The sequence below is a fragment of the Streptosporangium oxazolinicum genome (assembly GCF_039537505.1).
In the GTDB taxonomy this organism is placed as follows: domain Bacteria; phylum Actinomycetota; class Actinomycetes; order Streptosporangiales; family Streptosporangiaceae; genus Streptosporangium; species Streptosporangium oxazolinicum.
The window spans coordinates 42,622-56,303 of sequence record NZ_BAABAQ010000002.1; the positions used below are offsets into that span (position 1 = coordinate 42,622).

General features: G+C 70.5%; 13 protein-coding genes. All 13 read right to left on the reverse strand.

Annotation, left to right across the window (positions count from 1 at the left end):
• Positions 1 to 98 precede the first annotated feature (98 nt).
• Positions 99 to 620, reverse strand: coding sequence for an adenine phosphoribosyltransferase (locus ABD817_RS05585; protein WP_344917188.1), 522 nt, complete (start codon positions 618 to 620; stop codon positions 99 to 101).
• A 170-nt stretch (positions 621 to 790) separates the two neighbouring features.
• Entirely contained in the window at positions 791 to 1,861 is a 1,071-nt protein-coding gene (gene secF, locus ABD817_RS05590) for a protein translocase subunit SecF (protein WP_344915686.1), read from the reverse strand.
• Complete coding sequence (gene secD, locus ABD817_RS05595) at positions 1,861 to 3,636, reverse strand: protein translocase subunit SecD (protein WP_344915688.1); 1,776 nt, start codon at positions 3,634 to 3,636, stop codon at positions 1,861 to 1,863. The genes secF and secD overlap by 1 nt, the downstream gene beginning before the upstream one ends.
• Before the next feature lie 84 nt (positions 3,637 to 3,720).
• On the reverse strand, positions 3,721 to 4,086 hold the full coding sequence (yajC, locus tag ABD817_RS05600) for a preprotein translocase subunit YajC (protein ID WP_344915690.1): 366 nt from the start codon (positions 4,084 to 4,086) through the stop codon (positions 3,721 to 3,723).
• Between the two features lie 225 nt (positions 4,087 to 4,311).
• Positions 4,312 to 5,370, reverse strand: a complete 1,059-nt coding sequence (gene ruvB, locus ABD817_RS05605; protein WP_344915692.1) for a Holliday junction branch migration DNA helicase RuvB — start codon at positions 5,368 to 5,370, stop codon at positions 4,312 to 4,314.
• Between the two features lie 142 nt (positions 5,371 to 5,512).
• Positions 5,513 to 6,133, reverse strand: coding sequence for a Holliday junction branch migration protein RuvA (gene ruvA / locus ABD817_RS05610; protein WP_344915694.1), 621 nt, complete (start codon positions 6,131 to 6,133; stop codon positions 5,513 to 5,515).
• Entirely contained in the window at positions 6,130 to 6,714 is a 585-nt protein-coding gene (gene ruvC / locus ABD817_RS05615; RefSeq protein ID WP_344917190.1) for a crossover junction endodeoxyribonuclease RuvC, read from the reverse strand. The genes ruvA and ruvC overlap by 4 nt, the downstream gene beginning before the upstream one ends.
• A gap of 128 nt (positions 6,715 to 6,842) precedes the next feature.
• Positions 6,843 to 8,120 carry a cation:proton antiporter gene (locus ABD817_RS05620; protein ID WP_344915696.1) on the reverse strand — a complete coding sequence of 426 codons (1,278 nt, stop codon included), beginning with the start codon at positions 8,118 to 8,120 and terminating at the stop codon, positions 6,843 to 6,845.
• A 72-nt stretch (positions 8,121 to 8,192) separates the two neighbouring features.
• Entirely contained in the window at positions 8,193 to 8,945 is a 753-nt protein-coding gene (locus ABD817_RS05625; protein ID WP_344915698.1) for a YebC/PmpR family DNA-binding transcriptional regulator, read from the reverse strand.
• Positions 8,946 to 8,948: 3 nt separating this feature from the next.
• The gene (gene pdxT, locus ABD817_RS05630) at positions 8,949 to 9,539 is read right to left on the reverse strand and encodes a pyridoxal 5'-phosphate synthase glutaminase subunit PdxT (RefSeq protein ID WP_344915700.1); all 591 of its coding nucleotides are present in this window, start codon (positions 9,537 to 9,539) and stop codon (positions 8,949 to 8,951) included.
• A gap of 184 nt (positions 9,540 to 9,723) precedes the next feature.
• A complete protein-coding gene (locus ABD817_RS05635; protein WP_344915702.1) occupies positions 9,724 to 11,415 on the reverse strand; it encodes an alkaline phosphatase D family protein in 1,692 nt (563 codons plus the stop codon).
• A gap of 166 nt (positions 11,416 to 11,581) precedes the next feature.
• Complete coding sequence (gene pdxS, locus ABD817_RS05640; RefSeq protein WP_344915704.1) at positions 11,582 to 12,496, reverse strand: pyridoxal 5'-phosphate synthase lyase subunit PdxS; 915 nt, start codon at positions 12,494 to 12,496, stop codon at positions 11,582 to 11,584.
• A gap of 150 nt (positions 12,497 to 12,646) precedes the next feature.
• Entirely contained in the window at positions 12,647 to 13,663 is a 1,017-nt protein-coding gene (locus tag ABD817_RS05645; RefSeq protein ID WP_344915706.1) for a DUF3048 domain-containing protein, read from the reverse strand.
• Between the last annotated feature and the right edge of the window lie 19 nt (positions 13,664 to 13,682).

A 13,682-nucleotide genomic window follows, 5' to 3' on the forward strand; every position in this document is an offset into this window, starting at 1 on the left:
GGGGACGACCACATCACGGGGCACTCAGACTCCCTACGTTCGAGTCCAGATCCCTCAGTGTATCCAGACCGGGTTGTGTGCTTTCGTCCGCGGGGTCGTCAGACGACGACGAGGGAGTGCAGCTCCACGTCGGCCAGACGCTCCCGGCCCTTGAGGAAGGCCAGCTCCATGAGCACGGCGATGGCGACGACGTCGGCGCCCGCCCTGCGGACCAGCTCCACCGCCGCGCGCGCCGTACCTCCCGTGGCGAGCACGTCGTCGACGATGAGAACGCGCTCTCCGGGGGCGAGGGCGTCCCGGTGAAGCTCGATGGTGGCGGAGCCGTACTCCAGATCGTAGGACGCCTCAAGCGTCTCAGAGGGCAGTTTGCCTTTCTTCCGCACCGGGACGAAGCCCGCGCCCGCCCGGATGGCGACCGGGGCGGCCAGGATGAACCCCCGCGCCTCGATCCCGACGATCTTGTCCACCTGATACAGCCCGGCCAGCTTCTCGGTCACCGCGGTGAACGCCACCGGGTCGGCCAGCAGGGGGGTGATGTCCTTGAACAGCACCCCGGGCTGCGGGTAGTCGGGCACGTCGCGGATGCGGTCGAGGATCAGGCTGCTCAGCTCGGTCATGATCGGCGCTCCTGTGGAGGTCTCGGGCGGGGGGACACCGGGGGTACCGCGGCCGGTGCCGGAGGGTGTCGAAGGGTCTCTGAGGGTCTCTGGAGGACGGGGTAAAAGCCTGGAGGGGAAGGAAAACGCCTCCGCTCCCTGCGCGGGGAGCGGAGGCGCGGACATGCCCGTACTTACTTCTTCTTCCGTTTGTCACCGGCGGTGGCGGCTCGGCCCGTGGCCGTGGCGGCGCCGTTGGAGGCGCCGTTGGAGGCTCCGGCGGGGACCGGCTGACGCACCGTCTTGATCCCGGAGCTTCCCCCGTGAGAGGCGATCCTGCGGGCGAGCGCCTGGTAGCGCGGCTCGCGCTCCTTGAGCGTGACCAGCAGCGGCGTCGCGACGCACAGCGAGGAGTAGGTGCCGACGATCATGCCGACGAACAGGGACAGCGACAGGTCCTTCAGCGTTCCCGCGCCGAACAGCGTGGTGCCGATGAAGAGGATCGCCGCGACCGGCAGGATCGCCACCAGGGTGGTGTTCAGCGACCGGATCAGCGTGTGGTTCAGCGCGTTGTTGGCGGCCTCGGTGTAGGTGAGCTTGGAGGTCGTGCCGAGCTTGGCGGTGACCTCCTTGATCATGTCGAAGACGACGACGGCGTCGTACAGCGAGTATCCGAGGATCGTCAGGAAGCCCAGCAGGGTCGCCGGGGTGACCTCGAAGCCGGACCAGGCGTAGACGCCGGCGGTGATCACCAGGTCGTGCAGCAGCGCCACGACGGCGGCGAGCGCCATCTTCCACTCGAAGGCCATCGTCAGGTACAGGATGATCGCCAGCATGAAGACGATCAGTCCGATGACGGCCTTGTTGGCCACCTGGCCGCCCCACGAGGCGCCGATGACCTGCAGGTTGACCTGGTCGGCCGGCAGCTTGAACTCGGTGGCCACCGCCTTCTGGACCGCGGTGACCTGGTCGGCCGGGAGGCTCTCCGTGGTGACCCGCCAGCCGTTCTGGGTCGTCTGCGCGATGACCTGGTGCGCGCCGGCGTCGGTGAACGTGGCGCGTACCTGCTCGATGTTGGCGGCCGGGGCCTTGAAGGAGAAGACGGAACCGCCCTTGAACTCCACGCCCAGGTTGAGCCCGTTGAAGACGAGACCGGCGATGGAGATCACCAGCAGGATTGCGGAAAGGGTGTACCAGAGCTTCTTGCGGCCGACGAAGTCGACGTCGACCTCGCCCCGGTACAGCCGGCGCGCGATGCCGGACATCAGGCCTCCTGCGGAACGGTCTTGGGCGCGACGTGGGCCTCGCTCATGCGCTCGGCGTCGAGCCCGGAGAGCTTGTGCCCCTTGGCGAAGAACTTCAACCTGGCCAGCATCGCGACGAACGGCTTGGTGAACATGAACACCACCGCGATGTCGATGAGCGTGGTCAGGCCCATGGCGAACGCGAATCCGGCCACGCCGCCGACGGCCAGGAAGTAGAGCACCACGGCGGCGATGAACATGACGGCGTCGGCGATGAGGATCGTCCGCCGGGCGCGAACCCAGGCGACCTCGATGGCCGTGCGCAGCGAGCGCCGGCCCTCCTTCATCTCGTCGCGGATGCGTTCGAAGTAGACGATGAACGAGTCCGCGGTGATACCGATCGAGACGATCAGTCCGATGATGTGCGGCAGCGAGAGGCGGAAGCCCGCGAACGCGCCGAGCAGCACGACGGACTGGTAGGTCACGATCGTGGCCACCACGAGGCTCAGCACCGACACGATGCCCAGACCCCGGTAGTAGAGCATCGAGTAGACGACGACCAGCAGCAGGCCGATCGCGCCCGCGATGAGGCCGCCGCGCAGCTGGTCGGCGCCCAGCGTGGAGGAGACCTCCTCGATGGAGCTCTTCTCGAACTTCAGCGGCAGCGCGCCGTACTTGAGCTGGTTGGCCAGCTCGTCGGCCGTCACCTGGGTGAAGCTGCCGGAGATCTGCGCCCGGCCGCCGGTGATGGGCTCCTGGATGACGGGCGCGGAGATGACCACGCCGTCGAGGACCATGGCGACCTGGTTGCGGGGAGCCTGCGAGTTGAAGGCGGTGGTGGTGACCTTGGACCACTGGTCGGGGCCCTGGCCCTTGAAGGCGAGCTGGACGAGCCACTCACCGGTGGTCTGGTCGACGCCGGAGGACGCGCTGTCGATCGAGGTGCCGGTCACGGCCGCCTTGTCGAGCACGAACTTGGTGCTGCCGTCCTGGCTGCAGCCGACGTACTGCTTGTCCGGCGCGTCCTGGGCGCCCACCCCGGCGTTCTTGGCGCAGTCGAGCGTCTCGAACTGCTTGAGCGCCGCCGGGTCGATCCCGCTGGTGTCGACGCCGGCCATGGGGTCCTCGGGCGTCCCCGGCGGGGCCGTCGGCACCGCGGAGGGCGCGGCGCTGGCGTCCGGGGCGGCGCTCTTGCCCGGGGCGGCGGACTGGCCGCCGCTCGGCTCGGCGGAGGGTGCGGCGCTGGCACCGGGGCTCGGGTTGACGAGCGCCGACGACAGGGCGCGGCCGGCCGGGGAGGCTCCCGTGTCGGGCGCGGCGGTCGCGCTGGGCTTCGGCGTCGCCGACTCGGCGGGCTTGGGATCCTTGCCGCCCTTGCGCCCGGATTCGGTGGGCGAGGGAGCGGGCGTCGGCGTCGGCGCCTGGGTGGGGAGCTGCCCCGGGGGCGGCGGCGACCCGGCCCCGATCGCCAGCACTTGGCGGAACCTCAGCTCCGCGGTGGTGCCGACCAGCTTGACGACTTCCTCCTGGCCGGCTCCGGGAACGGAGATGACGATGTTGTCGCCGGATTTGGCGACCTCGGCGTCGGAGATGCCGCTGCCGTTCACCCGCTCACGGATGATGTTCACGGCGAGGTCGAGGCTCTCCTGCGAGGGAGCGCCCCCGTTCGGCGTGACGGGCTGCAGCGTCACTGTCGTGCCGCCGGCGAGGTCGAGGCCATACTCCGGGGTGTACGCCTTGTTGAGGAGCATCGCCCCGCCCATGGCGAGAATGATCGCCAGAAGCACCAGGAGCATGCGCCCCGGTCTGCTCTGGCCGCTGGTCGGTCGGGCCACTGGTCGTCAGTTCTTTCGGCTATAGGGGGTTGGAGGTGAGGCTACTCACGGCTTCTTGGTCGTCGTGTCGTGGTCTGCACCCTGCTGTTCGGCCGTCTCCACGACACCGTGGTCGACAGCCTTGACATTCTCCTCCTCCGCGTCGTCAACCGGAACCAGGACGCGGCCGATCGCCGCCTTGACCCAGCGCGTCTCCACACCGGGGGCGATCTCCAGGATCACGTCGTCGGCGTCGATGGCCACCACGGTCGCGAAAAGACCCGTCGTGGTCATCACCCCGGTGCCCGGTGTGAGACTGTTCTGCATCTTGACCTGCTCCTGCTGCCGCTTGCGCTGCGGCCGGATGAGCAGGAAGTAGAACACCACGACCATGAGAGCGATCATGATCAGGCTCGAATAGTTGCCGCCCACAGGGCCGCTCCCTCTCTTGAGAATGACCGGCGAAAGCCGGACGCCATATACGGCCACGCCGCTCAGCACGTCAGCCTACACAGCCAGCCAAGGCTCGGAGTTTAGGCGAGCTGTTAAGAGCGCGGCAACGAAGTCACGATTCGGCACGCAAGGAAGTTCCCATTTCGATACAGTTGTCATCGATCTGTGATCAACCCTGTACGACTCCCCTACCGACTCCCAACGTTAGATTTGCCCGGGATCATCCTCAAGATCGATGAGGAAAGAGGCGCCGAAGGCGTCCGGCGGGGGCACCAGGCCCAGATGGGTCCAGGCCGCGGCGGTCGCGACCCGGCCCCGGGGGGTGCGGGCCAGGAGTCCCTGCCGCACCAGGAACGGCTCGGCGACCACCTCGACCGTCTCCGGCTCCTCCCCCACCGCGACCGCCAGCGTCGACAGCCCCACCGGCCCGCCGCCGAACTTGCGCAGCAGCGCTCCGAGCACCGCCCGGTCGAGCCGGTCGAGCCCCTCGGCGTCGACCTCGTAGAGGTTGAGCGCGGCGGAGGCGACATCCCGGGTGACGACGCCCTCGGCGCGCACCTCGGCGAAGTCGCGGACCCGGCGCAGCAGCCGGTTGGCGATGCGGGGGGTGCCCCGGGAGCGGCCGGCGATCTCACGGGCGGCGTCGCCGGGGAGCTCGACGCCCAGCAGGCGCGAGGAGCGGTGCAGCACCTCCTCCAGCTCGGCGACCCCGTAGAAGTCCATGTGCGCGACGAAACCGAAGCGGTCGCGCAGCGGCGCGGGGAGCATGCCGGCCCGGGTGGTGGCCCCGACCAGGGTGAACGGGGCGATCTCCAGCGGGATCGCGGTCGCCCCCGGCCCCTTGCCCACCACGATGTCGACGCGGAAGTCCTCCATCGCGAGGTAGAGCATCTCCTCGGCGGGCCTGGCCATCCGGTGGATCTCGTCGATGAACAGGACCTCGCCCTCCGAGAGGGTCGACAGGATCGCCGCGAGGTCGCCGGCCCGCTCCAGCGCGGGCCCCGAGGTGATCCGGAGGGGCACCGAGAGCTCGGTCGCGATGATCATGGAGAGGGTCGTCTTGCCCAGTCCGGGACCGCCGCTCATCAGCACGTGGTCCGGCGGCCGGTTGCGCCGCAGCGCGCTCTGCAGCACCAGTGACAGCTGCTCGCGCACCCGCTCCTGGCCGATGAACTCCGCCAGGCGCCTGGGCCGCAGCGCCGCCTCGATGTTTCTCTCGTCGCCCTCGGCGTCCGGCGACACCAGGTCGCGGTCGGAACTCACGCCGCCCCTCCCTCGCCCGCCGCGCGGCCCCGCTCACCGTCTCCGGGCACCCCTTTCGTACGGCTCGTACGGCCGCGCCCCCGATCCCCGCCATCCTCCCGGGCAGTCCGGGCGACCCGGGCGAGCTCGGCCGCCGGGCCCCTCATCGCACGCTCAGCGCGCGGAGCGCGGCCTTGAGCAGGGCCGCGACCTGGGGGGTCCGGCCCTCGGCCAGCTCGGTGTCGGCCTGGGGCTCGACGGCGGCGACCGCCTCGTCGGCGTCTCGCGCCGAGTAGCCCAGGCCGACCAGCCCGGAGTGGACCTGGGCGCGCCAGGCGGGCGCGGCGGCGCGGCCGTCGAGCGCGGCGTTGACGGCCTCCTCCGGCGTGCCGAGCCTGTTCTTGAGGTCGACGATGATCCGCTGGGCGCCCTTCGGGCCCACCCCGGGGACCCTGGTCAGCGCCTTGACGTCGGCGGAGGCCACGGCCACCCTGAGCGCGTTGGGGGTGTGCACGGCCAGCATCGCGAGGGCGACCTTGGGGCCGACCCCGCTGGCCGTCTGCAGCATCTCGAAGGTGCCGCGCTCGTCGTCGGTGGCGAAGCCGAACAGGGTCAGCGACTCCTCGCGGACCACCAGCGAGGTGGCCAGCCTGGCCTCCTCCCCCGTCCTGAGCGTCGCCAGCGTGCCCGGCGTGCAGTGCACGAGGACGCCCACCCCGCCGACCTCGACGACCGCCCCGTCGGGCGCGATCGCGGTCACCTGTCCTCGCACCGAGGCGATCACTTCGCTGTTCCTCTCGGGTATCCGGCCCTGCCACGGCCTCGGAAGTAGGCGGCGGGGGTCGTGGTGGCGCTCGCGGCCTTCGCGGCGGCCTCGGCCAGCCTGCTCTGGGCCCCGCCCCGCCACACGTGGCAGATCGCGAGGGCGAGCGCGTCGGCCGCGTCGGCGGGCTTGGGCATCGCGTCCAGCCGCAGCAGGCGGGTCACCATCGTGCCGACCTGCTGCTTGTCGGCCGTGCCGCTGCCGGTGATGGCGGCCTTGACCTCGGACGGCGTGTGCAGCGCGACCGGCAGGCCCCTGCGGGACGCGCACAGGATCGCCACGGCGGAGGCCTGGGCGGTGCCCATCACGGTCCTGAGGTTGTGCTGGGCGAAGACCCGCTCCACGGCCACCGCGTCGGGCCGGATCTCGTCGAGCCACCGCTCGATGCCCGCCTCGATCGCCACCAGCCGGGCACCGATCTCGTCGTCGGCCGGGGTGCGGACGACCCCGACCTTGACCAGGCTCAGCGGTGCGCCGGGCCGTCCCTTGACGGCACCGAGCCCGCATCGGGTCAGCCCCGGATCGACCCCCATCACCCGCAGCTCGGGCAATCGCACCGACACGCCTCCGCTCGCCGAACACCTGTTCGGTGGCAGACTCTACCGCGTGAGAGCACCCCGCGCACGGCTCTCCCCCGGCCCTGTCGGAGGAGCCGGGGGCGGAACCGGCCTCACAGGTGCTGGGCGGCGGGGTCGGCGTCCCGGGCCTCTCCCACCCTGTCGCGGAGCCGGTCCAGGCGATTCATCACCGGCGAGGCCGAGATCCCGTGGATCACCAGGGAGGCCAGCACGGTGAAGGCGACCACGGCCCAGAGCTCCTCGGCGGGCACGCCGAAGTCGGCCTGGCCGAGGGCGTAGGCGAGGTAGAACAGCGAGCCGATGCCGCGGATGCCGAAGAACGCCGTCGCCACGCGCTCGCGCGGCCCCGCCCTGCCGCCCAGCTCGGCGAGCCACCCGGTCAGCGGCCGGATGACCAGGAGCAGCAGGAGGCCGACCGCGGCGCCCCGCCAGGTGAGCGCGGCCAGGCCGCCCACCGCGACGAAGCCGCCGAGCAGCAGGATCAGCCAGGCGGTGAACAGCCGCTCGATCTGCTCGATGAAGCCGTGCAGCACCCCGTTGTAGCCGTGACTGCGCTCGGCCGCCCTGATGGTGCAGGCGGCCACGAACACCGCGATGAAGCCGTACCCGTGCACCAGCTCGGTGAGGCCGTAGGCCAGGAACGTCGCGGCCAGCGCGACGAAGCCGTCGCGGTGCTCGGCCAGCCGCAGGTCGGACTTCTGCGCGCGGAAGAACAGCCGCCCCAGTCCCCTGCCGATCAGCAGGCCGCACACCACGCCCGCGGCGCACCGGTAGAGCAGGTCCACCAGCGTCCACTCGCCGATCCAGCCGGCGCCCCCGCTGACGGCCAGCGCGATCGCGGCGTACACCAGCGGGAAGGCGAGGCCGTCGTTGAGGCCCGCCTCGGAGGTGAGGGTGAAGCGGACCTCGTCGTCGGCTTCCTCCGAGTCGACGGGCTCGCCGACCTGCACGTCGGAGGCGAGCACCGGATCGGTCGGCGCGAGCACCGCGCCCAGCAGCAGCGCCGCCGCCAGGGGCCAGCCGAGCAGGCCGTACGCGGCGGCGGCCACAGCAAAAACAGTCAGCGGGAGCGTCCATCCCAGCAGGCGCCAGGTGGAGGACCACTCGCGCCGCCCGAAGGGCCGGTTGATGGCCAGCCCGGCGCCCATCAGCGAGATCAGCACGCAGATCTCGGTGGCGTGCTCGACCAGTGCCCGGTGGGCCACCGGATCGGGGTCCGGCAGGTCCAGGGGCAGGGCGTACAGCAGGAGACCGCCCAGCAGGCAGGCAAGGGGAAGGGAGAAGGGACGCCGGTTGAGGAGCCTGGGCAGTGTGGCCGCGAGTAAAGCGGCGACGCCCGCGACGGCAAAAATCAGATCAGGATTGCCCATTGTCCGCGTGATATGCCCTCGACCACGCGGACAAACCTCGCAGACAACACGAGGTCACGCCGAATGGCCGGATTACGCGTCGAGCTTCTCCATGACCTCGTCGGAGACGTCGAAGTTGGCCCAGACGTTCTGCACGTCGTCGCTGTCCTCAAGGGCGTCGATCAGCCTGAAGACCTTGCGGGCGCCGTCCTCGTCCAGCGGGACGTTCATCGTCGGCATGAAGCTGGACTCGGCCGAGTCGTAGTCGATCCCGGCCTCCTGCAGGGCCTTGCGGACCGGGACGAGGTCGGTGGCCTCGGAGACGACCTCGAACTGGTCGCCCAGGTCGTTGACCTCCTCGGCGCCCGCGTCGAGGACCGCGACCAGCACGTCGTCCTCGCCCAGCTCGCCCTTGGGGACGAGCACGACGCCCTTGCGGTTGAACATGTAGGACACCGAGCCGGGGTCGGCCAGCGAGCCGCCGTTGCGGGTCAGCGCGACGCGGACCTCGGAGGCCGCGCGGTTGCGGTTGTCGGTGAGGCACTCGATCAGCACCGCGACGCCGCCGGGGGCGTAGCCCTCGTACATGATGGTCTGCCAGTCGGCGCCGCCGGCCTCCAGGCCGCCGCCGCGCTTACGGGCGCGCTCGATGTTGTCGATCGGGACCGAGCTCTTGCGCGCCTTGGTGATGGCGTCGTACAGCGTCGGGTTGCCGTCCGGATCGGGTCCGCCGGTCCGGGCCGCGACCTCGATGTTCTTGATGAGCTTGGCGAACAGCTTGCCGCGCTTGGAGTCGAGCGCGGCCTTCTTGTGCTTCGTCGTCGCCCATTTGGAGTGGCCGGACATCGCCTAGAGCTCCCTCACCATCTCAGCGAAATATGAATGCACACCGACATCCCCGGTAAGTTCCGGGTGGAAGGACGTGGCGAGCAACGGTCCTTGACGGACCGCGACGATCCTATCCCCAGGTTCGGCCAGTGCCAGCACTTCGACCCCCGAACCCACGGATTCCACCCAGGGGGCGCGGATGAAGACGGCCCGCATGCCGCCTCGGCCGGCGAAGTCGACGTCGGCCTCGAAGGAGTCGACCTGGCGCCCGAAGGCGTTGCGGCGGACGACCATGTCGATGCCGCCGATCGTCTGCTGACCTTCGATCCCGCCCTCGATCCGGTCGGCCAGCATGATCATTCCGGCGCAGGAGCCGTAGGCGGGCATGCCCGCCTTGATCCGCATCCGGAGTGGTTCGAGCAGCTCGAAGGTCTCGGCGAGCTTCCACATCGTGGTGGACTCCCCGCCCGGGATGACGAGGCCGTCGACCGCCTCCAGCTCGCGGGGACGCCGTACGGTGACCGCTCTCGCGCCCACCGCCTCCAGGGAGCGCACGTGCTCGCGCACGTCTCCTTGCAGCGCGAACACGCCGATCGTGGGGACGATGGTCACCGATGGTCCTTCCCGCGCGGGTGAAATGCCCCTTCAGCGTATGGCCACCCCTCGGACGGCCCCAAACCGGTTCGCGCTCCGGCTCCGTACGGAAACCCGGAACGCGGCACGGGCGCCCCGGCGAACGTTCGGCGGGGCGCCCGTGACGGTGGGTGCCGGGTGATCGTCGGCGATCACGGCATGATCAGGGACGCTTGGTCTCCAGGTCCACGGTCTCCTGGATCCAGTCGATCCCGGGGGTCCTGGCGGCCGAGGGGTCGACCGGGCGCAGGTAGGTCCGCTGCACGCCGGGGACCCGGTCCTCGATCACGAAGGTCGCCTTGGTGTGCGCGGCGGCGCCCGGCTGCGTGACCTTCGGCACCACCTTGAAGTCCGCGGTGAGCTGGTCGCGCTCGATCCTGGTCAGCACGTAGCCGCGCTGGTTGTTGTAGAACTTCAGGTGCGGGTTGATCGTCAGGTACGGGTGGGTCGCCGGGTCGGAGTCGAGGCCGTCGCCGCCCGTGGAGACGGACGAGGCGACCAGCTCGGAGCCGACCGTGCGGGTGGTCGGGTCGTCGTAGTCGAGTTTGAGGTCACTCGCCCAGTGGGCGTGCACGTCGCCGGTGAGCACCACGGGGTTGCGCACCTTGGCGTCGACCCAGCCCTGGGTGATGCGCTGCCGCGAGGCGACGTAGCCGTCCCAGGCGTCCTGGCTGGTGATCTTGGCGGGCCCGGCGTTGTTGTCGCGCTGGGCGAAGAAGACCTGCTGGCCGATGATGTCCCAGCGCGCCTCCGAGTGCCGCATGCCGTCCAGCAGCCAGCGCTCCTGCGCGGCGCCGGTGATCGAGCGGGCGGGGTCGACCGCCGCCGGGCAGTCGCTGTAGCCGTCGCCGCAGCCCTGGTCGCTGCGGTACTGGCGGGTGTCGAGCATGTGGAAGGTGGCCATCCTCCCCCACCGGACGCGCCGGTAGAGCTGCATGTCGATCCCCCGGGGGATGGAGGCGCGCCGCAGCGGCATGTTCTCGTAGTACGCCCTGAAGGCCGCCTCGCGCCGGGCGAGGAAGTTGGGCTGGGGCACCTCGGGCTTCTCGGGCACCTCGTCGGCCCAGTTGTTGTCCAGCTCGTGGTCGTCCCAGACGACCAGCCAGGGGGCGGCGGCGTGCGCGGCCTGCAGGTCGGGGTCGGCCTTGTACTGGGCGTGCCGCTGGCGGTAGTTGGCCAGGCTCTCGGTCTCCGGCCCCTCGTGGTGGCGGATGTTGCCGCCGGGGATGGTGTAGGTGTCGCGCCGGTACTCGTACTGGTAGTCACCCAGGTGCAGGATCAAGTCGGGCCGCTCCTCCGCCAGGCGCCGGTAGGAGGTGAAGTAGCCGTGCTCGTACTGGGCGCAGGAGACGAAGGCCATCGCCAGGGCCGAGCCGTGGGAGAGGGCGTGCGGGGCCGTCCTCGCCCTGCCGATCGGCGAGAGGTACGGGCCGACCTTGAAGCGGTACCAGTAGTCCCGGTCGGAGGACAGCCCGTTCAGCTCGACGTGGACGCTGTGGCCCCACTCGGGAGTGGCGACGGCCACGCCCCGGCGCAGCACGCGGCGGCCCCGCTCGTCGCCGTAGACGTGCCACTCGACGGGGAAGGGCCGGGTGGGCATGCCGCCCAGGCCGTCCTCGGCGAGCGGCTGGGGCGCCAGGCGGGTCCAGATCACGAAGCCGCCGGAGTCGGGGTCGCCGCAGGCGACGCCGAGGGTGAAGGGGTCCGAGCGCAGGCCGCGGGAGGCCAGGGACGCCAGGGACTCAGCGCTCTCCTGGGCGGGCTCGGGTCCGGCGTGCGCGGCGGCGGGGATCCCCGCCGCCGCGCCGGCCGCGATACCGGTGACGAGAAAGGATCGGCGGGTGAACTTCGACAAGGGAACCTCCCGGGTGATCGGGCTCGAACGCCCGTCAGCCTCGCGGAGCAGCATGACTGCGGAGTTAACTCCCCCTGTCAGGAAAAAGGCGACCTCCATCACAGAGATCGCCTGATTCCCGGCTTTCCGGGCCTTCTCCGGCCTCTGCGGGCCGTGGAGCCGCGCCCTACCAGCCGCGCTCGGCCAGCCGGTGCGGGGCGGGGATGTCGTCGACGTTGATGCCGACCATGGCCTCACCCAGACCTCGGGAGACCTTCGCGACGACGTCGGGGTCATCGTAGAAGGTGGTGGCCTTGACGATCGCGGAGGCGCGCTCGGCGGGGTTGCCGGACTTGAAGATGCCCGAGCCGACGAACACCCCCTCGGCGCCGAGTTGCATCATCATCGCCGCGTCGGCCGGGGTGGCGATGCCACCGGCGGTGAACAGCACGACCGGCAGCTTGCCGGTCCTGGCGACCTCGGCGACCAGCTCGTACGGCGCCTGGAGCTCCTTGGCCGCGACGTAGAGCTCGTCCTCGGGCAGCGAGCCCAGACGCTTGATCTCGCCCCTGATCTTGCGCATGTGGGTGGTGGCGTTGGAGACGTCGCCGGTGCCGGCCTCGCCCTTGGAGCGGATCATCGCCGCGCCCTCGGTGAGGCGGCGCAGCGCCTCGCCCAGGTTGGTCGCGCCGCAGACGAAGGGCACCGTGAACTGCCACTTGTCGATGTGGTTGGCGTAGTCGGCCGGGGTGAGCACCTCGGACTCGTCGATGTAGTCGACGCCGAGCGACTGGAGCACCTGGGCCTCGACGAAGTGGCCGATGCGGGCCTTGGCCATCACCGGGATCGAGACGGCGGCGATGATGCCGTCGATCATGTCGGGGTCGCTCATCCGGGAGACGCCGCCCTGGGCGCGGATGTCGGCGGGCACCCTCTCGAGGGCCATGACGGCGACGGCGCCGGCGTCTTCGGCGATCTTGGCCTGCTCGGCGTTGACGACGTCCATGATGACGCCGCCCTTGAGCATCTCTGCCATGCCGCGCTTGACCCGGGCGGTTCCGGTGACGGTCGTCTCGCTGACTTCGGGCGTGCTGCTGGACACGGTCTCTACCTCACGACGGCTGGCTGCGGATCACGGGCCGTCCCGGGGACGGCCACTACGCTTCCATCGTAGGTGCTGGCGGCCTGCCGCCTTACACGACGCCTTGTCGCTCTTGGGCGATCCTCTTGGACAGGATGTAGGGCTTGCGCGTCAGGGAATGACGGGTTTGGCGGAGGCGAGCACGACCCAGACCTGTCCGGGGGCGAAGTTCATCGGCTCGCCCGTCTCGGTGGTGAAGACGGTGCCGTCCTTCTCCTTGGGCCGCGACCAGCGGGCCTTGAACGCCTGCCCGTCGCGGAGCACGATCGCCCTGCCCTTGCCCGTGCTGTGCACCAGCGGGGTGTAGCTCTGGTTCTTGTCGTGGAACTCCGAGCGCTCCGTCTTGGTGTACTGCACGACGATCGTGGGCGCGCCGAGCTGGCCGCCCTCGGCCGCCATGTCCTTCTTGCCGTCCTGCCAGATCAGCCACTTGCCCGCCGTCTTCGACCAGCCGAAGGTGAAGCTCGCCGCCGGGTACTTCACGCTGTACGTCTTGCGCGGCACGCCTCCCTCGGGGGCGTCGCCGAAGGTGAACCCGATGTCCTTGGCCTTGCTCGCCTTGGGCGCCCCGGCCAGCAGCTTCCGGGTCTCGGCGAACAGGTTGTAGGGGGCGAACCGCCCCGGCTGGCGGAAGTACGCGCCCGGCTGCCTGCTGTCGGAGACGTCGTAGAGCGGGGCCTCGGCGATGAAGGGGAGCATCTTGGTCTGCGCGCCCGAGTAGGCGAAGGCGGGCCTGCCGAACTGCGGGACGATGTGCAGGTCGGAGATGCGGGCGCTGCGGACCGGGCCGATCTTGGCCGGGATCTTCGAGGAGAAGACCGCCATCAGGCGGGTGAGGCCCGCCTCGACCTGCTCGACGTAGACGATGTCGGCGCTCTTCAGGCCGAGCTGCGGCTTGCCCGCCGAGGTGTTCTCGATCTTCGCCGTGAGCACCGCCCTGCGGGCCGCGCCGGGCAGGCCGGTGAAGGGGTGCGTCGGCTCGGGTGTGGGGGTCGGGGCCGCACTCGGCTCGCCGGCCGCGCCCGCGGGGGTGCCCGGCGAGGCGGGATCGTCGGAGGAACAGGCGGCGGCCGGGGCCAGGACCGCGACTCCCGCCAGCGTGACGGCGATCATCCGGGACACCCGCACGGCTCATCTCCTCAAGTCG

Coding starts and splice junctions, on each gene's coding strand:
- secF (WP_344915686.1), bottom strand. CDS start 1,861: ATGTCCGGCATCGCGCGCCGGCTGTACCGGGGCGAGGTCGACGTCGAC.
- secD (WP_344915688.1), bottom strand. CDS start 3,636: ATGCTCCTGGTGCTTCTGGCGATCATTCTCGCCATGGGCGGGGCGATG.
- ABD817_RS05620 (WP_344915696.1), bottom strand. CDS start 8,120: ATGGGCAATCCTGATCTGATTTTTGCCGTCGCGGGCGTCGCCGCTTTA.
- ABD817_RS05625 (WP_344915698.1), bottom strand. CDS start 8,945: ATGTCCGGCCACTCCAAATGGGCGACGACGAAGCACAAGAAGGCCGCG.